The sequence below is a fragment of the Edaphovirga cremea genome, from assembly GCF_003332275.1.
Lineage (GTDB): Bacteria > Pseudomonadota > Gammaproteobacteria > Enterobacterales > Enterobacteriaceae > Edaphovirga > Edaphovirga cremea.
Window position 1 is genome coordinate 289393 of the sequence record NZ_QOVA01000003.1, and the last position, 17299, is coordinate 306691.

Consider the following 17299-nt stretch of genomic DNA (forward strand, 5'->3'; position numbering starts at 1 on the left):
GACAATGCCAAAACGTACAGATATTAAAAGCATCCTGATTCTGGGCGCGGGTCCGATCGTTATCGGTCAGGCCTGTGAGTTTGACTACTCCGGTGCGCAAGCCTGTAAGACCCTGCGTGAGGAAGGCTATCGTGTGGTGCTGGTGAACTCCAACCCGGCAACCATCATGACTGACCCGGAAATGGCCGATGCTACCTATATCGAGCCGATTCACTGGGAAGTCGTGCGTAAAATTATTGAGAAAGAGCGCCCGGATGCGGTGCTGCCGACCATGGGTGGGCAGACTGCGCTCAACTGTGCGCTTGAGCTTGAGCGTCAGGGCGTGCTGAAAGAGTTTGGTGTCACCATGATTGGTGCTACCGCAGATGCCATTGATAAAGCAGAAGACCGCCGTCGTTTTGACGTAGCCATGAAGAAAATTGGCCTCGATACTGCGCGTTCAGGCATTGCCCATAATATGGAAGAAGCGCTGGCGGTTGCCGCTGACGTTGGTTTCCCGTGCATTATCCGTCCTTCCTTTACTATGGGCGGCAGCGGTGGCGGTATTGCGTATAACCGTGAAGAATTCGAAGAAATCTGCGAGCGCGGCCTGGATCTCTCTCCAACCAAAGAACTGCTGATTGATGAGTCGCTGATTGGTTGGAAAGAGTATGAGATGGAAGTGGTGCGTGATAAAAACGACAACTGCATCATCGTCTGCTCGATCGAAAACTTCGATGCCATGGGTATTCACACCGGTGACTCCATCACCGTTGCGCCTGCGCAAACCTTGACCGACAAAGAATATCAAATCATGCGTAACGCCTCGATGGCGGTACTGCGTGAGATTGGCGTAGAAACCGGCGGTTCCAACGTCCAGTTCTCGGTTAACCCGAAAACGGGTCGCCTGATCGTTATCGAAATGAACCCGCGTGTATCGCGTTCTTCCGCATTGGCCTCGAAAGCGACAGGTTTCCCGATTGCCAAAGTCGCGGCCAAACTTGCGGTGGGTTACACGCTGGACGAATTGATGAACGACATCACCGGTGGCAAAACCCCGGCCTCGTTTGAACCGTCCATCGACTATGTTGTGACCAAAATCCCTCGCTTCAACTTTGAAAAGTTCGTCGGTGCCAATGACCGCCTGACTACCCAGATGAAATCAGTCGGCGAAGTCATGGCGATCGGTCGCACACAGCAGGAATCCCTGCAAAAAGCGTTGCGTGGCCTGGAAGTGGGTGCCAGCGGTTTCGATCCCAAAGTCAGCCTTGATGACCCGGAAGCCCTGACCAAAATTCGTCGCGAGCTGAAAGAAGCGGGCTCAGACCGGATTTGGTATATCGCCGATGCATTCCGCGCTGGCCTGTCTGTTGACGGCATCTTCAACCTGACTAACGTTGACCGCTGGTTCCTGGTGCAAATTGAAGAGCTGGTGCGGCTGGAAGAGCAGGTCTCTGAAGGTGGCTTCAATAGCCTGAGCTATGACTTCCTGCGCATGCTGAAACGCAAAGGTTTTGCTGATGCACGTCTGGCCAAACTGGTGGGCGTCGCTGAAAGCGAAGTGCGCAAACTGCGTCACAAGTTCAATCTGCACCCGGTCTATAAGCGTGTGGATACCTGCGCCGCGGAGTTTTCAACAGATACGGCGTACATGTACTCCACGTATGAAGAAGAGTGTGAGTCAAACCCAACCAACGATCGTCCTAAAATCATGGTGCTGGGCGGTGGTCCAAACCGTATCGGTCAGGGGATTGAGTTCGATTATTGCTGCGTCCATGCGTCGCTGGCACTGCGTGAAGACGGTTATGAGACCATTATGGTCAACTGTAACCCTGAAACCGTTTCTACCGACTATGACACGTCTGACCGTTTGTACTTTGAATCGGTTACGCTGGAAGATGTACTGGAAATTGTCCGCATCGAGAAACCGCTTGGGGTTATCGTTCAGTATGGCGGGCAGACGCCACTGAAATTGGCCCGTGATCTGGAAGCCGCTGGTGTGCCTATCATCGGAACCAGTCCGGATTCGATTGACCGTGCTGAAGACCGTGAACGTTTCCAACAGGCGGTTAATCGTCTGGGCCTGAAACAGCCCGCCAATGCCACGGTTGCCACGATTGAACAGGCAGTCGAGAAAGCGGTAACCATTGGGTATCCGCTGGTGGTGCGTCCTTCTTATGTGCTGGGTGGTCGTGCCATGGAAATCGTCTATGACGAAGTCGACCTGAAGCGTTATTTCCAGAATGCGGTCAGTGTGTCGAATGATGCGCCAGTTCTGCTGGATCGGTTCCTGGACGATGCGATCGAAGTTGACGTTGATGTTGTTTGTGATGGTGAGCGCGTACTGATTGGCGGCATCATGGAACACATCGAGCAGGCGGGCGTTCACTCCGGTGACTCAGCCTGTTCATTGCCAGCGTATACCCTGAGCAAAGAGATTCAGGATGTCATGCGTCAGCAAGCGGAGAAACTGGCCTTCGAACTCGGTGTCCGTGGTTTGATGAACGTACAGTTTGCGGTCAAGGATAACGAAGTCTATCTGATTGAGGTTAACCCTCGTGCTGCGCGTACCGTTCCGTTTGTATCGAAAGCGACCGGCGTGCCTCTGGCGAAAGTCGCGGCTCGCGTGATGGTTGGACAGACTCTGGCCGATCAGGGTGTGACCGAGGAAATTATCCCGCCGTACTACTCTGTAAAAGAAGTGGTGCTGCCGTTCAACAAATTCCCAGGCGTTGACCCGATACTTGGGCCAGAAATGCGCTCCACCGGTGAAGTCATGGGCGTTGGACGCACTTTTGCCGAGGCATTTTCAAAAGCTATGCTGGGCAGCCAGTCGGGTATGAAGAAATCTGGTCGCGCGCTGTTGTCCGTTCGCGAAGGGGATAAAACCCGCGTGGTTGATTTGGCCGCCAAGCTGCTCAAGCACGGTTTTGAACTGGATGCCACGCACGGCACGGCGGTTGTTCTGGGTGAAGCCGGTATCAATCCGCGTCTGGTCAACAAGGTGCATGAAGGTCGTCCGCACATTCAGGATCGCATCAAGAATGGCGAATATACCTACATCGTGAACACCACTGCCGGGCGTCAGGCGATTGAAGACTCCAAGCTGATCCGCCGAAGTGCGCTGCAATATAAAGTGCATTATGACACCACGCTGAACGGCGGTTTCGCCACGGCGATGGCCCTGAATTCCGATCCAACCGAGCAGGTCATTTCGGTTCAGGAAATGCACGCTAAAATCAAAGGTTGAGAACATATATACCCTAAATAATTCGAGTTGCCGCCTCCCTGCAACGTGAAGTATGGCGGGTATAGCCATTGATGCTGAAAGGCCCGGTTCCCGGGTCTTTTTCATTTCACTCCCTCCTTTTTGTTTCGCCGAAATAAATACATCTATTTCCTGTATGGGTATTCCTCTGACATAATTTTCGGCTGACCCCTTGGCGATAAGCTAAGCTGCGCTTAGGGCATTTAACTCGCAATGAGACTGACATGATTCTGATTATCTATGCTCACCCCTATCCACGACACTCCCACGCCAATAAACACTTATTGCAGACGGTGGCATCGTTGGATGGCGTTGAGATTCGCTCGCTTTATGAACTTTATCCTGATTTTGCCCTGGACGTTCAGGCTGAACAGCAGGCGTTGAGTCGCGCCAAACTGGTTATTCTGCAACATCCATTGCAGTGGTACAGCATGCCACCGTTACTGAAAATGTGGTGTGACAAAGTACTGGAGCACGGTTGGGCGTATGGTCACGACGGCCATGCCCTGCGCGGTAAGGACTGCTTATGGGCGGTCACTACGGGTGGCGATACCCATCATTTCGATCTCGGTGGTTTTCCCGGTTTTGAGGTATTGGCGCAACCGTTACAGGCTACGGCGCTCTACTGCGGCATGAACTGGTTACCGCCGTTTGCCGTTCATAATACCTTTGCTTGCGATCAGAAAACGTTGGATGTCGCCGGTGAACATTATCTGTCGCGACTGCGCGGGTATCTTGCTGAGCATGGGGATTTCGCCGATCGGGGCGCTGCATCAGGAGTTCAGCATGGATAATCATTCAATGATGATCGAAGGGCTGGTTTATCTGGGCTCGGCGGCGCTGATTGTGCCCATTGCGGTGCGTTTTGGTTTGGGGTCGGTGTTGGGATATCTGATTGCCGGCTGCATTATCGGCCCTTGGGGGCTGAGGCTGGTATCGGATGCGGAATCCATTCTGACGTTTGCCGAGATCGGTGTTGTGCTCATGCTGTTCATCATCGGGCTGGAATTGGATCCCAAGCGCTTGTGGAATTTGCGGGCTGCGGTTTTTGGCGGCGGCAGCATCCAGATGATTGGCTGTGGATTGGTACTGAGCCTGTTTTGCTATTTGCTCGGCTTGAACTGGAAAATTGCGGCGTTGATTGGACTGACATTGGCGCTTTCCTCTACGGCGATAGCCATGCAGGCAATGAACGAACGCAACCTGACCATTTCTCCGCTGGGGCACAGCAGTTTTGCCGCGCTGCTTTTTCAGGATATCGCCGCGATTCCATTGGTTGCGATGATTCCATTGCTGGCAAGCAGCAACGCAAGCACCTCGTTGGGGGCGTTTGCCTTGTCGGCTGGCAAAGTGGTCGGTGCGTTGGCGATGGTGATTTTGCTTGGGCGTTATGTGACCCGGCCACTGCTGCACTTCGTGGCCCGCAGCGGTATGCGGGAAGTGTTTAGTGCCGTCGCACTTTTCCTGGTATTCGGGTTTGGCGTGTTACTGGAAATGGCCGGACTTTCCATGGCGATGGGGGCTTTTCTGGCTGGGGTTATGCTCGCAAGTTCCGAGTATCGCCATGCGCTGGAAAGTGATATTCAACCGTTCAAGGGGTTGTTGCTGGGGCTGTTTTTCATCGGTGTTGGAATGTCGATCGACTTTGGTACCCTGATCGATCATCCGCTCCTGATCGCGACATTACTTTTTGGCTTCATGCTGCTGAAAGCGGCACTGTTGTGGTTGATTGCGCCTTGGTTGAAAGTCCCGCGTAAACAGCGTGTTATGTTTGCCATTCTGCTGGGACAAGGCAGCGAATTTGCTTTTGTGGTCTTCGGCGCAGCACAGATGTCAGGGGTTTTGCCACTGGACTGGGCCAAGGCGTTGACGCTTGCCGTGGCTTTGTCGATGGCCATTACACCGTTGCTGCTGGTTCTGGCTACCCGGCTGGAAAAGAATGTCGAGCAAGACTCCCGACCGGACGATGCGATTGATCACCATAGCAGCGTGATTATTGCCGGTTTTGGCCGCTTCGGGCAGATCGCGGGACGCATGTTATTGGCGAATGGCGTTCAGGCGGTGGTTCTCGATCATGACCCAGACCATATCGAAACGCTGCGAAAATTCGGTATGAAAGTATTTTATGGTGACGCGACCCGCATAGAGTTGCTGGAATCGGCGGGGGCAGGGCAGGCAAAGGTATTGATCAATGCCATAGATGACGTTGAAGCCAATCTGCAACTCACCGATCTGATGCGCGAACACTTCCCGCAGGTGAAGATTATCGCCCGCGCACGCGATGTCGATCACTATTATCAACTCCGTCTGCGCGGAATAGCGATGCCGGAGCGGGAACTGTTTGAAGGTTCGCTGCGGATTGGCCGTCAGGCACTGGAGTTGCTGGGTTATGGCGCTTACGAGGCTCGGGAAAAAGCAGATAAATTCCGTCACTACAACCTTAATATGCTGGAAGAAACCTTGCCGAATTATGAGGATACGGAATTCCGTATTGCTTCGTTGCAGCGCAACAAAGAAATGCTGACTAGCGCTATTGCGCAGGATCAGCAGCGCCTGTCTGACGTGCAGCAACTCGGCTGGCAAGGTGAAATAGAAGAGGGATTGGAACCAGAAGAGGGAAAAACCCTCAGTTAATCCTGTCGCCCCGGTAGTGGATTTGCCGGGGCGATTTCAGCCTGAAACAGTCAATGCTCAAAACGGTCAACGCTCAATGCGTAAAACAGGCAATGCTTAAAACTATCAATACTTAAAACAGCAACGCTTAAAACAGCAACACCTAGCTCAGGGCGACTTTTATACCCAACGCGATTAAAACCCCACCCAGTAACTTGTCGATGATTTTCTGTGCCTTGCTAATTCCGCGACGAACGGGACCACTTTGAATCAGCACCACCAATAGTGGCCACCAGATGGCAGCCAAACCGAAGATGATCGCGGCATACAGCAGTTTTTCACTAATGCTTGAGTTGATTTGCAACACCTGGGTGAAGACCGCCAGGAAAAACAGCGTTGCTTTGGGATTGAGCAAATTGCAAAGGTATCCCTGCAAAAAGGCTGATTTAATGCTGGTTTGCTGCGACTTGATCTGGTCGAGATTCATCTTACTGTCGCTGCGTGATAATAGCGCCTGGATGCCGATCCAGATTAAATAGACCGCACCCGCATATTTCAGGAAGTTGAACAGCCACGGTGTGGTGGTTATCACGACCGCGAGGCCAGCAACGCAATAAGACATGTGGGTGGCAACGCCGCAGACGACGCCCAACGCCGTGAACATCGCTGTTGTGCGCTGATAACGGGTGGCATTCTTAATCACCATGAAGAAATCCGGACCCGGTGAAAGCATGCCGAGTGTGGCTATGGTGGCAACGAACAATGATGTTTCAAGCATAAATCTAACCAGGGAAAGAAGAGAACCAGAAAGAATGATACCGCGAGTGTCAGTATTTATCATGACACTTATTGGTTATTTCTTACCGATGTGCTAACAATTCCCCTTCTTTTTTCATGGTTGTTATTTTACCTCGCCCCAGGATGGAGCAATGAACGCCTCTACACCCCATTTGCAGCAGCGGGAGGTCACCCGACTGTGTATCCAATGTGCGTTGTTGCTCTTGCAACACGGCGCAGAAAGCATGTTGGTTGAGCAGTTATCTGCTCGCCTTGGTATTTCGCTGGGGATGGACAGCGTAGAAAGCTCTATTTCCGCCAATGCGGTGGTGCTTACGACGATAAGCCAAGGGACATGCCTGACGTCCACGCGTAAAAATGTCGATCGCGGGATCAACATGCATGTGGTGACTGAAGTGCAGCACATCGTGATTATGGCTGAACACAAACTGCTCGACAGTAAAGGCGTGGAAAAACGCCTTGAGCACATCAAGCCACTGCGCTATCCACGTTGGCTGGTTGTCGTGATGGTGGCACTTTCCTGCGCCTGTTTCAGTCGGCTCAACGGCGGTGATTGGGATGCATCCGTGGTGACATTCCTTGCCAGCGGTCTGGCAATGTATGTGCGGCAGGTGCTGACCTCCCGGCATATGAATCCGCTGATAAATTTTTGCATTACGGCTTTTGTGGCGACCTCGGTATCTGGACTGCTGCTGCGAGTAGAGTATTTCCACAATGCGTCCAGTGTCGCAATGGCGGCCAGCGTTTTGCTGCTGGTACCCGGGTTCCCGCTGATCAATGCGGTCGCTGATATGTTCAAAGGCCACGTCAATACTGGCCTGGCCCGCTGGACCATGGCCAGTTTATTGACTCTCGCGACCTGTATTGGCGTGGTGATGGCGATGTCGCTGTGGCATTTGCGGGGGTGGGCATGAGTCTTTTGTGGGCACTGCTGCAGGATATGGTGTTGGCTGCCATTCCAGCATTGGGCTTTGCCATGGTTTTCAATGTGCCGGTCCGGGCATTGCGCTATTGTGCGCTGCTGGGGGCTGCAGGCCATGGTTCACGCATGCTGATGATGCACTACGGCATGAATATTGAGTGGGCGTCGCTGCTGGCTTCGATTCTGATTGGCGTTATCGGGATTAATTGGTCGCGCTGGTTGTTGGCGCATCCCAAAGTGTTTACTGTCGCTGCCGTTATTCCCATGTTCCCAGGGATCTCGGCGTATACCGCCATGATTTCGGTGGTCGAGATCTCCCATCTTGGCTATACCGAAGAGCTGATGTCGACAATGGTGACCCACTTTTTGAAAGCCAGTTTCATCGTAGGGGCGCTCTCCATCGGGCTGTCATTGCCGGGGTTGTGGCTATATCGCAAACGCCCAGGCGTATGACCGGGGAAATCTTTCGCTACCCTGACTGCTGCGTGCTGACAGAAAAACCGGCTTAAAACCGGTTCTTCTGGGGTACTACGTCGAAAAGCGTCGGCTTTTTTAAGAGCTATCTTATAAATTGCGGGCTCTTGATTATCGCTATCGACTGTCGAAAGCCCTTTCCGTATAGTGTCTGCACTTTTTCGGCGACAACTCTTCCGACTACACAGGGTTAAATAATGATTATCAGCCTGATCGCTGCACTGGCAGTGGATCGCGTTATTGGTATGGAAAACGCCATGCCATGGCATTTACCGGCTGATTTGGCGTGGTTCAAACATCACACGCTTAATAAACCGGTAATTATGGGACGTAAGACGTTTGAATCTATCGGACGCCCGTTACCGGGACGGCAAAATATTGTGATCAGCAGCCAGCCGGGCAATCACGATGGCGTCACCTGGGCAATATCCATTGATGACGCGCTTCAGGCAGCCGGTGATGTGCCGGAAGTCATGGTGATGGGCGGTGGTCGTATCTATACCCAATTCCTCGCCAAAGCCGATCGTCTGTATCTGACGCATATTGATGCTGAAGTGGAAGGTGATACCCACTTCCCGGATTACGAGCCTGATGAATGGGAAAGTACCTTCAGCGAGTTTCATGACGCTGATGAGCAGAACACGCACAGCTATTGCTTCGAAATATTGGATCGCCGCCGTTAATCGCGCGAATCCCTAAGTAAGCAAAAAAGGCGCCTTTCGGTGCCTTTTTGCTTTCAGCTCATACTTGCTGAGTCGGGAATTCCCTGCAAGAAGATATCAAGACGCGAGCGGGGCATTGCTGTTTTCCAGCTCTTCGCGACGATTGGATCGTTGGGTAAAAAACGTCTTGTCATCCCAGCGTAGCATGGTCAGATCGCCCCCCCAGCAACATCCGGTATCCAGCGCGTAAATACCTGCTGGTGCGCCTTTGCCTTCCAGTGACGCCCAGTGACCAAAAATAATTGAATAACCGGCTTCAACAATTGGATTCTGCAAATGGAACCAGGGTTTGAGCGGCATGGGCGCATTCTCTGGGGAGTCTTTGCAAATCATATCCAACTGGCCATTGGGGAAACAATAACGCATGCGGGTGAGGGCATTGGTACTGAAACGCAGCCGCGCCAACCCCGAAAGATCGGGGCTCCAATTATTGGGCATGTCACCATACATGGCATCAAGGAACAGCGGATAGCTGTCACTGCGTAATACCGCTTCCACTTCACGGGCGCACATCTGCGCTGTTTTGAGATCCCACTGCGGTGTTATTCCTGCGTGCGCCATCACCAGCTTCAGTTCGTTATCGACCTGTAAAACCGGTTGACGGCGCAGCCAGTTGATCAACTCATCCGCATCGTCTGCTTCAAGCAGCGAGGTAATACGATCTTTGGGTTTATTGCGACTGATTCCGGCGAATACCGCCAGCAGATGCAGGTCATGATTGCCAAGTACCATCCGCACGGAAGAACCGAGTGAACGGACAAAGCGCAGGACTTCATGTGAAGCCGGACCGCGGGCAACCAGGTCGCCCGTCAACCATAAGGTATCGCGCTCTGTATTGAAGTTCACCTGCGCAAGCAGCGCGTGTAGTTCATCAAAACAGCCGTGAACATCACCGATCAGATATGTCGACATTTATTAGTTAATCAAAGTTGGGATCGCCAGGCGAAACACAGGGATTGCAACACGGAACGATTCACCCTGGTGATCGACCATTTCGTAATGCCCTTCCATGGTACCCAGCGGCGTTTCCAGAATGGCTCCGCTGGTGTATTGAAACTCATTGCTGGGGAGAATCAATGGCTTTTCGCCAATGACACCTTCGCCCTGAACTTCTGTCTCGCGCCCATTACTATTGGTAATCAGCCAGTAACGGCGAAGAAGTTGAACGCTATGTCGCCCCAGATTTCGTATCGTGACGGTATAAGCGAAAACATAACGCTCATCTTCAGGTATGGATTGCGACTCAATGTAGACGCTTTGTACCTGTACACATACGCGGGGCGAGTTAATCATTACAGCGACTCCTCTGATTCCTGCTGTTGTGGATGCTCAGACAGCCAGTTTGCCAGCTTACAGTACTGAGCCACAGAAATATTTTCTGCTCTCATGGTCGGATCAATGCCCAACTCAATGAGTTGCTCAACGCTGAACAGGTTGCCCAAACTATTACGCACCGTTTTGCGGCGCTGATTGAAAGCCTGGGTGGTAATGCGGCTCAGAACACGGACGTCACCCACCGGATGAGGCAGCGTCGTGTGGGGTACCAGGCGTACTACTGCAGAATCGACTTTCGGTACCGGGGTGAACGCGGTTGGCGGAACTTCCAGCACAGGTATGACGTTACAGTAATATTGCGCCATTACGGTCAGGCGGCCATAGGTTTTACTGTTGTGCCCGGCAACCAGACGGTTTACCACCTCTTTCTGCAACATGAAGTGCATGTCGCGAATGGCCTGAGTATAGCTGAAAAGATGAAACATCAGCGGTGTGGAGATGTTGTAAGGCAAGTTGCCAAACACCCGCAACGCCTGTCCTTCCTGCTCAGCCAATTGCGCAAAGTTGAATTTCATGGCGTCTTGCTGGTGGATCGTCAGCTTGTTCTGTAACTGTGGATGTGTCTCAAGGCGTGCGGCCAGATCGCGATCCAGCTCGATCACCGTCATGCGATCCATCTTTGCGGCAACGGGCAGGGTCAACGCACCCAGACCGGGGCCGATCTCAACAACGGACTCACCCGGCTGCGGGTGGATGGCCGAGACAATACTGTCGATAACAAACTGATCGTTTAAGAAGTTTTGTCCAAAACGTTTGCGGGCAAAGTGCCCTTGGTGGACTCGATTATTCATTGCAATTATTTATCATTTTAATGGCGAGATGTAATGCCGTTTTGAAACTGCCAACGTCGGCAGTGCCGGTCGCAGCGAGTTCCAATGCGGTACCATGATCAACGGAGGTGCGGATAAAAGGCAGTCCAAGGGTAATATTTACCGCCCGGCCAAAACCCTGATATTTCAGCACGGGTAAACCCTGATCGTGATACATCGCCAATACGGCATCTGCGTGCTGCAAATATTTCGGCTGAAACAGCGTATCTGCAGGCAGCGGGCCGACCAACCGAATCCCTTGCTGACGCAGGGATTGCAGGGCCGGAATGATGGTATCGATCTCTTCGTGGCCCATATGGCCCCCTTCACCGGCGTGCGGATTAAGACCGCAGACCAGAATTTCAGGGTGTTCGATACCAAATTTGGTTCGTAGGTCGTGATCCAGAATCGTGATCACTTCATGCAGGCTCTGCTGGGTAATCGCACCCGGCACGGCCAATAATGGCAGGTGGGTGGTTGCCAGCGCGACACGCAGCTCTTCGGTTGCCAGCATCATCACCACACGATCGCAATGGCTGCGATCGGCAAAGAATTCAGTATGACCGCTGAAGGCCACGCCAGCATCATTGATAATGCCTTTATGTACCGGCCCGGTAATCAGGGCAGCAAATTCACCGCTCAGGCAACCATCGCAGGCTCTCGCCAGCGTATCAACCACATAGGCGCTGTTTGCCACGTTGAGTGCGCCAGCGACCACAGGCACCGCCGTAGGAATAGACAACAGCGTCAGTGTCCCTGCGGTTTGCGGTTGTGCGGCGTCCTGCGCAGAATAGTCGCGCAAGGTCAGTGGCAATCCCAAGGTTTGTGCCCGCTGAATTAACAGGGCCGGATCGGCGCAAACCACCAACTCAACAGGCCACGCCTGCTGAGCCAGGGCAATCACCAGATCCGGCCCAACCCCGGCTGGCTCGCCGGGGGTGATGACCACACGTTTACTATGGTTTTGCATTGCCATCCAGAATCTTCACATAAGCACTGGCGCGTTGTTCTTGCATCCAGGTTTGTGCCTCTTCAGCAAATTTACGGTTAAACAGCATCCGGTAGGCACGATCTTTCTGGGCAGCATCCGTTTTATCAACCTGACGGGTATCCATCAGTTGAATCAAATGCCAACCAAATGAAGAATGCACCGGTTTGCTGATCTCGCCTTTTTTCAGCTTCAGCAACGCATCACGGAAAGCGGGATCATACATGTCTGGTGATGCCCAGCCGAGATCGCCACCTTGCTGTACTGAACCTGGATCCTGGGAAAGCTCTTTGGCCAGTGAGGCAAAATCAGCGGTACCGTTTTTAATCTGGTTAGTCGCATCTTCCAGTTTCGCCCGCGCCTGATCGTCCGTCAGAACCACTGAAGTTTTCAGCAGGATATGGCGTGCGTGAACTTCAGTTACGGACACGTTTTGAACGTTGCCACGTATATCATTCACTTTCAGGATGTGGAAACCTACGCCAGAACGGATGGGGCCCACGGTGGCCCCTTTGCCTGCCGTCTGCAATCTTTCAGCGAACAGCGTTGGCAATTCCTGAAGTTTTGCCCATCCCATCTGGCCGCCTTTCAGCGCCTGAGGGTCGGCAGAATAAGTGATAGCCAATTTACCAAAGTCAGCGCCACCTTTAATTTCAGCAACCAGTCTGTTAGCCAGAGCTTCGGCTTCATCAACCTGTTGCTGCGTTGGATTTTCCGGCAGTGGCAACAAGATATGGCTGATATTCATCTCTGCACCACCGTCGTTCTGCGCGCCAACCTGTTTTGCCAATGTCTCCACTTCCTGAGGCAGGATAGAAACGCGACGGCGAACTTCATTGTTACGCACTTCGGAGATCAACATCTCTTTACGGATTTGCGCCCGGTAAGTGTTGTAATTCACCCCTTCATAGGCCAAACGGCTGCGCAACTGATCTGGCGTCATGTTGTTTTGCCCTGCAATATTCGCAATGGCTTTATCCACATCTTCATCAGTCAGCGTGATGCCCATCTTTTGCGCCATCTGCAACTGAATGTTATCCATGATCAGGCGTTCAAGAATTTGATGGCGCAGCGTGGCGTCATCCGGCAACTGCTGGCCGGCTTGCTTGGCGCTGAGTTTTACGGATTGCATCAGGCCCGTCACATCGCTTTCAAGAACAACGCCGTTATCCACGACGGCGGCAACTTTGTCGACTTCTTGCGGTGCTGCGAACGCGGTACTGGCGCAAAATACCAATCCGAGAATAAGCGTTCTCCAGTTCTTCATACCTTTTCCATTTATGTAATTCGCAAAAGCGGGTTAAAGTTTACAGTATTCAAAGCGTTACGGAGCATCAAAACGCACGTTGGTACGGCAGTATACCCGAGCGCAGCATTTCGCCGGTACCCAGACTATGATCGTTGCTCAGGCCACGCAATTCGATGTTGAATGACACTCTGTTATCATACTTACTCGTTTCATTGGTGTTGTTCCAGTCAGTGATTTTGCGCTCATACCCGACGTTGATCGCCCAGCAGCACGTACTGTATTGCACCCCCACCAACTGATTGGCGGGCTGATTGGCTTTCGTATCGTAGTAATAGGCCCCTACCACGGCCCAACGCTCGGCGATCGGCCAACTGGCCGTCATGCCCACCTGGGAAATACCTTGCTGATAGCCAGGGTTGGTCACTTGTGGCAGTGTCGCCTGGATATATTCCGGGCTGGCGTAGCGGTAATTCAACTGCACCATACGGTCAGCATCTTTACGGTACTCCAGTACGGCGTCGCCTAACGACAGGCTATCCAGACGGGTGTCATACTGCAATCCACCACGGACACCCCAGTTATTAGCGATCTTCCAGTAGCTGTCACCAGCCCAGACCAAACTTCCTGTATCGTCATTTTGATCGATAATCGATGACGTGTCACCGGTCCGCGGCGCAGTAAAGTAGTAGATTTGACCCACGGAAGCATTGAATCGTTCAACCAGCGCATCATCATAAATACGCGTCGTGACACCGCCTGCCAATTGGTTGGCTGAAGCAATGCGATCCAGGCCGCTATAACTGCGATCGCGGAACAGGCCGGTATAGTCCGCCTGCAGCAGAGTTGAGTCATAGGTGTAGATATCACTTTGATCGCGATAAGGAATATAGAGATATTGCAATCGCGGTTCGAGAGTCTGGGTATAGCCTTTCGACCAATCCATGTCGCGGTCAAACACCATCTTGCCATCAGTTTTGAACTGCGGCATTACGCGATCGACTGATGATTTGAGATCGGTATCATAAAAATCGTCAGGAATATCCTGCTGGTAATGCGTCGCCAGCATTTTGACTTCGGTGTTCAGACTTCCCCAGCCATTGGTCAACGGAAGATTGATCGCCGGTTCAAAGTGCAGCCGTGTCGCTTCAGGATAGTTCGGGTTGACGTTGGTAAACCGGGCGACCTGACCATAGAGATGCACGTCGAACGGACCGACATCATTCTTATAGTAATTCAGATCGAGCTGTGGCATCGCCCGGTAGACGTTCGGATTACTGATATCGGCAAAGACCTGGAACTGTTTCGCTGCCAGCGTGGCATCCCAATTCTCATTGGCGTAACCGATGCTGTATTTCTGCGTCGCGTAGCCGTCGGTTGAGGAGCCGTATTTGGAATCCAGATCGTTGAAGTACTGGGAATCACTGACCTTGGTGTAATCGATATTGAATCGCCACACCTTGTCCACAACGCCACTGTGGCCCCAGTAGAACAGCCAACGGGTATTATCATCATCGTCCGGGTTGTCTCGTTTGTACTCGCTGTCATCCGGTAGATAGTCAAACCCGATCAGACCTGTACCCAAACCGGTCAGATAGCGGAACTCGTTCTGCCATTGCAAACCCCGCTTGGTCATTTCATTCGGCGTGATCGTGGCGTCAAAGTTTGGTGCGATATTCCAATAATAGGGTAAGGCAAACTCGAAACCGTTCTTGCTGCCATATTTCGCATTGGGGATCAGGAAACCAGAACGGCGGCGGTCACCGACCGGCAATTGCAAATAGGGGCTGTAGAAAACCGGGACTGGGCCAATCTTAAAGCGCGCATTCCAGATTTCAGCGACTTCTTCTTCGCGATCGTGGATTACTTCACTTCCCATCACGCTCCAGCTGTTATCGCCGGGCAGGCAAGAGGTAAAGGTGCCGTTTTCCAAAATGGTATAGCGGTTACTGTCGCGCATCTTCATTTTGTCGGCGTCGCCACGGCCCTGACGACCTACCATCTGGTAATCGCCCTTATCCACATCGGTATCTTTGGTGTTCAGGTTTGAAAAGGCTTTGGGGCCTTTCAATATGATCTGGTTATCGTTGTAATGCACATTGCCCGTCGCCGTTACTGTGCGCACCGGATCAGGTTGACCTTCTTTCTGAATTTGATTCAGTTCAACTTGTTCGGCAGTCAACGTGCTGTTGCCTTGCTGCACATTCACATCACCCGTGAACAGGGCGCTATCCGGAAAATTAGCGTCCGTTTTATCGGCCTGAATATGCACAGGTAGGCTATTGGGGTCGCCGCTCACTAACGGTTTGTCGTAAACAGGTACGCCGAGCATACATTGCGCAGCGAGATCGGCCAGGGCACCCTGGCTATAAAGTGCCGTCCAAATCATTGTGGCCAGCAGTGTTGGGAAACTTTTTTTCATACGCGGTATTCAGTGTTCCGTCATCAGAGGCATCATGCCGGCAAACGGTCAGAGACTATATCACTCATCAGCGTTGCGCTAGTGTTAAATCCCGCCGTCAAAATCTGTCGTTGTTAGGCACAGAGATAAATGACGAGTATGATAATGCAAATTTTAAGCGACGGCATGATGAATTGAGGAGTATATGCAGTATTGGGGAAAGCTGCTCGGACTTGTACTGGGATTAATGTCCGGTATGGGCTTCTGGGGTGTGGTATTGGGACTGCTGATTGGACACATGGTCGATAAGGCGCGTGCAAGCAAAAGCCGCGGTTATTTTTCTGGTCAGCAGACACGGCAATCAATTTTTTTCCGCACGACATTTCAGGTGATGGGACACCTGACCAAGTCGAAAGGGCGGGTGACCGAGGCCGATATTCAGGTTGCCAGCCAGTTTATGGATCGTCTGCAACTGCATGGCGATCAGCGTACCCAGGCGCAACAGGCGTTTCGCCAAGGTAAACAGAGCCAGTTTCCACTGCGTGAAAAACTGCGGGAGCTGCGCAGCGTCTGTTTTGGCCGTTTCGACCTGATCCGTATGTTTCTGGAGATTCAGCTTCAGGCGGCGTTTGCCGACGGTTCGCTGCATCCGAATGAGCGTCAGGTGCTGTACGTCATTGCCGAAGAGCTGGGGATTTCCCGCCAGCAGTTCGATCAATTTCTCAGCATGATGGAAGGGGGTACCCAATTCGGTGGGCAGGGCGGCGGGCAGGGCGGTTGGGCTGGACAGCAAGGGCCAACGCTGGAAGATGCCTGCAAAGTGCTGGGGATCAATCCACAGGATGACCCCACGACGATCAAACGTGCTTACCGCAAGCTGATGAGTGAACACCATCCGGATAAGCTGGTGGCGAAAGGGTTACCGCCGGAAATGATGGAAATGGCAAAACAGAAGGCGCAGGAGATTCAGGCTGCTTACGATCTGATCAAACGCGAGAAAGGATTCAAATAAGTGCATCCCCCTTCATAATTATCATGAGGGGGGATAAATCAGAAATCGGCTTCGCAACGGAAATGCATAGGTTTGCCGAACTTGGGGTGGATGATCATTAATTCCTGCGCATGCAGCAGTAAGCGTGGCGCGCGCGCCCTGGCTTCTGGGTGGGCGTAGAAATTATCTCCCAGAATCGGGTGCCCCAGCGCCAGCATATGCACGCGTAACTGGTGGGAACGCCCGGTGATCGGCGTGAGTTTTACCCGGCTGGTACCATCTTCTGCACGTTCAAGTACCAGATAATCGGTCTGCGCGGCCTTCCCGGTTTCATAACACACTTTCTGCTTTGGTCGGTTCGGCCAGTCGCAAATCAGCGGCAAATCGATGACGCCCTCATCCTTCTCAATGTGTCCCCAAACTCGCGCGATATACGATTTCTTGGGTTCACGCTCGCGAAATTGCCTTTTCAGCTCGCGTTCAGCCGCTTTGGTCAAAGCAACGGCAATGACGCCGCTGGTGGCCATATCGAGACGGTGTACGGATTCTGCCTGGGGAAAATCACGCTGAACGCGCGTCATGACGCTGTCTTTGTGCTCCAGCGCACGGCCAGGTACCGACAGCAGACCGCTGGGCTTATTGACCACCATGATATGCTCGTCCTGATACAGGATATGCAGCCAGGGCTCGAGCGGTGGATTATAGGGTTCCATCAGGACTCCGCAGTTCAGAATAGTACACAGCCGCGGGCTA

15 protein-coding genes are annotated in these 17299 nt (G+C 52.5%); 7 read left to right on the forward strand and 8 right to left on the reverse strand.

Annotated features, from left to right (window positions below; translation table 11 throughout):
• Positions 1-4: 4 nt before the first annotated feature.
• From carB to kefC, 3 genes are all read left to right on the forward strand, one after another.
• Positions 5-3229, forward strand: coding sequence for a carbamoyl-phosphate synthase large subunit (gene carB, locus DRI82_RS06485; protein ID WP_114192683.1), 3225 nt, complete (start codon positions 5-7; stop codon positions 3227-3229).
• A 242-nt stretch (positions 3230-3471) separates the two neighbouring features.
• Entirely contained in the window at positions 3472-4041 is a 570-nt protein-coding gene (gene kefF, locus DRI82_RS06490) for a glutathione-regulated potassium-efflux system oxidoreductase KefF (protein WP_114192684.1), read from the forward strand.
• A complete protein-coding gene (kefC, locus tag DRI82_RS06495; protein WP_114192685.1) occupies positions 4034-5881 on the forward strand; it encodes a glutathione-regulated potassium-efflux system protein KefC in 1848 nt (615 codons plus the stop codon). The genes kefF and kefC overlap by 8 nt, the downstream gene beginning before the upstream one ends.
• A 142-nt stretch (positions 5882-6023) precedes the next feature.
• On the opposite strand, the gene DRI82_RS06500 is transcribed toward kefC, so the two are convergent.
• The gene (locus DRI82_RS06500; protein WP_114192686.1) at positions 6024-6638 is read right to left on the reverse strand and encodes a LysE family translocator; all 615 of its coding nucleotides are present in this window, start codon (positions 6636-6638) and stop codon (positions 6024-6026) included.
• A 151-nt stretch (positions 6639-6789) separates the two neighbouring features.
• Between DRI82_RS06500 and DRI82_RS06505 the strand changes: the two genes are divergently transcribed.
• The 3 genes from DRI82_RS06505 to folA all read left to right on the forward strand — a co-directional run bounded on the left by DRI82_RS06505 (position 6790) and on the right by folA (position 8737).
• Positions 6790-7572 (forward strand): threonine/serine exporter family protein, encoded by a 783-nt coding sequence (locus tag DRI82_RS06505; protein WP_114192687.1) that lies wholly within the window; start codon positions 6790-6792, stop codon positions 7570-7572.
• On the forward strand, positions 7569-8033 hold the full coding sequence (locus DRI82_RS06510; RefSeq protein WP_170138679.1) for a threonine/serine exporter: 465 nt from the start codon (positions 7569-7571) through the stop codon (positions 8031-8033). Before DRI82_RS06505 ends, DRI82_RS06510 begins: the two co-directional genes overlap by 4 nt.
• 221 nt (positions 8034-8254) lie before the next feature.
• Positions 8255-8737, forward strand: coding sequence for a type 3 dihydrofolate reductase (gene folA / locus DRI82_RS06515; RefSeq protein WP_211317637.1), 483 nt, complete (start codon positions 8255-8257; stop codon positions 8735-8737).
• Between the two features lie 96 nt (positions 8738-8833).
• Here the strand turns inward: folA and apaH are convergent, their stop codons facing one another.
• From apaH to lptD, 6 genes are all read right to left on the reverse strand, one after another.
• Positions 8834-9688 carry a bis(5'-nucleosyl)-tetraphosphatase (symmetrical) ApaH gene (gene apaH, locus DRI82_RS06520; protein ID WP_114192689.1) on the reverse strand — a complete coding sequence of 285 codons (855 nt, stop codon included), beginning with the start codon at positions 9686-9688 and terminating at the stop codon, positions 8834-8836.
• Positions 9689-9691: 3 nt separating this feature from the next.
• Positions 9692-10069 carry a Co2+/Mg2+ efflux protein ApaG gene (gene apaG, locus DRI82_RS06525; RefSeq protein ID WP_114192690.1) on the reverse strand — a complete coding sequence of 126 codons (378 nt, stop codon included), beginning with the start codon at positions 10067-10069 and terminating at the stop codon, positions 9692-9694.
• Positions 10069-10902 (reverse strand): 16S rRNA (adenine(1518)-N(6)/adenine(1519)-N(6))-dimethyltransferase RsmA, encoded by an 834-nt coding sequence (gene rsmA / locus DRI82_RS06530; RefSeq protein WP_114192691.1) that lies wholly within the window; start codon positions 10900-10902, stop codon positions 10069-10071. Before rsmA ends, apaG begins: the two co-directional genes overlap by 1 nt.
• Positions 10895-11890 (reverse strand): 4-hydroxythreonine-4-phosphate dehydrogenase PdxA, encoded by a 996-nt coding sequence (gene pdxA / locus DRI82_RS06535; protein WP_114192692.1) that lies wholly within the window; start codon positions 11888-11890, stop codon positions 10895-10897. The genes rsmA and pdxA overlap by 8 nt, the downstream gene beginning before the upstream one ends.
• Positions 11877-13175: a peptidylprolyl isomerase SurA gene (gene surA / locus DRI82_RS06540; RefSeq protein WP_114192693.1), complete on the reverse strand. Its 1299-nt coding sequence runs from the start codon at positions 13173-13175 to the stop codon at positions 11877-11879. Before surA ends, pdxA begins: the two co-directional genes overlap by 14 nt.
• A gap of 67 nt (positions 13176-13242) precedes the next feature.
• Complete coding sequence (gene lptD / locus DRI82_RS06545) at positions 13243-15576, reverse strand: LPS assembly protein LptD (RefSeq protein ID WP_114192694.1); 2334 nt, start codon at positions 15574-15576, stop codon at positions 13243-13245.
• Positions 15577-15760: 184 nt separating this feature from the next.
• Between lptD and djlA the strand changes: the two genes are divergently transcribed.
• Positions 15761-16567 (forward strand): co-chaperone DjlA, encoded by an 807-nt coding sequence (djlA, locus tag DRI82_RS06550; RefSeq protein ID WP_114192695.1) that lies wholly within the window; start codon positions 15761-15763, stop codon positions 16565-16567.
• Between the two features lie 38 nt (positions 16568-16605).
• On the opposite strand, the gene rluA is transcribed toward djlA, so the two are convergent.
• Positions 16606-17259: a bifunctional tRNA pseudouridine(32) synthase/23S rRNA pseudouridine(746) synthase RluA gene (rluA, locus tag DRI82_RS06555; protein ID WP_114192696.1), complete on the reverse strand. Its 654-nt coding sequence runs from the start codon at positions 17257-17259 to the stop codon at positions 16606-16608.
• Positions 17260-17299: the final 40 nt, after the last annotated feature.

What these genes read in the sequence shown, in the direction of transcription:
- lptD (WP_114192694.1), bottom strand. Translation starts at nt 15,576, where the DNA reads ATGAAAAAAAGTTTCCCAACACTGCTGGCCACAATGATTTGGACGGCA.
- apaH (WP_114192689.1), bottom strand. Translation starts at nt 9,688, where the DNA reads ATGTCGACATATCTGATCGGTGATGTTCACGGCTGTTTTGATGAACTA.
- DRI82_RS06500 (WP_114192686.1), bottom strand. Translation starts at nt 6,638, where the DNA reads ATGCTTGAAACATCATTGTTCGTTGCCACCATAGCCACACTCGGCATG.
- surA (WP_114192693.1), bottom strand. Translation starts at nt 13,175, where the DNA reads ATGAAGAACTGGAGAACGCTTATTCTCGGATTGGTATTTTGCGCCAGT.
- rsmA (WP_114192691.1), bottom strand. Translation starts at nt 10,902, where the DNA reads ATGAATAATCGAGTCCACCAAGGGCACTTTGCCCGCAAACGTTTTGGA.
- DRI82_RS06510 (WP_170138679.1), top strand. Translation starts at nt 7,569, where the DNA reads ATGAGTCTTTTGTGGGCACTGCTGCAGGATATGGTGTTGGCTGCCATT.
- carB (WP_114192683.1), top strand. Translation starts at nt 5, where the DNA reads ATGCCAAAACGTACAGATATTAAAAGCATCCTGATTCTGGGCGCGGGT.
- kefF (WP_114192684.1), top strand. Translation starts at nt 3,472, where the DNA reads ATGATTCTGATTATCTATGCTCACCCCTATCCACGACACTCCCACGCC.
- djlA (WP_114192695.1), top strand. Translation starts at nt 15,761, where the DNA reads ATGCAGTATTGGGGAAAGCTGCTCGGACTTGTACTGGGATTAATGTCC.
- DRI82_RS06505 (WP_114192687.1), top strand. Translation starts at nt 6,790, where the DNA reads ATGAACGCCTCTACACCCCATTTGCAGCAGCGGGAGGTCACCCGACTG.
- rluA (WP_114192696.1), bottom strand. Translation starts at nt 17,259, where the DNA reads ATGGAACCCTATAATCCACCGCTCGAGCCCTGGCTGCATATCCTGTAT.
- pdxA (WP_114192692.1), bottom strand. Translation starts at nt 11,890, where the DNA reads ATGCAAAACCATAGTAAACGTGTGGTCATCACCCCCGGCGAGCCAGCC.
- apaG (WP_114192690.1), bottom strand. Translation starts at nt 10,069, where the DNA reads ATGATTAACTCGCCCCGCGTATGTGTACAGGTACAAAGCGTCTACATT.
- kefC (WP_114192685.1), top strand. Translation starts at nt 4,034, where the DNA reads ATGGATAATCATTCAATGATGATCGAAGGGCTGGTTTATCTGGGCTCG.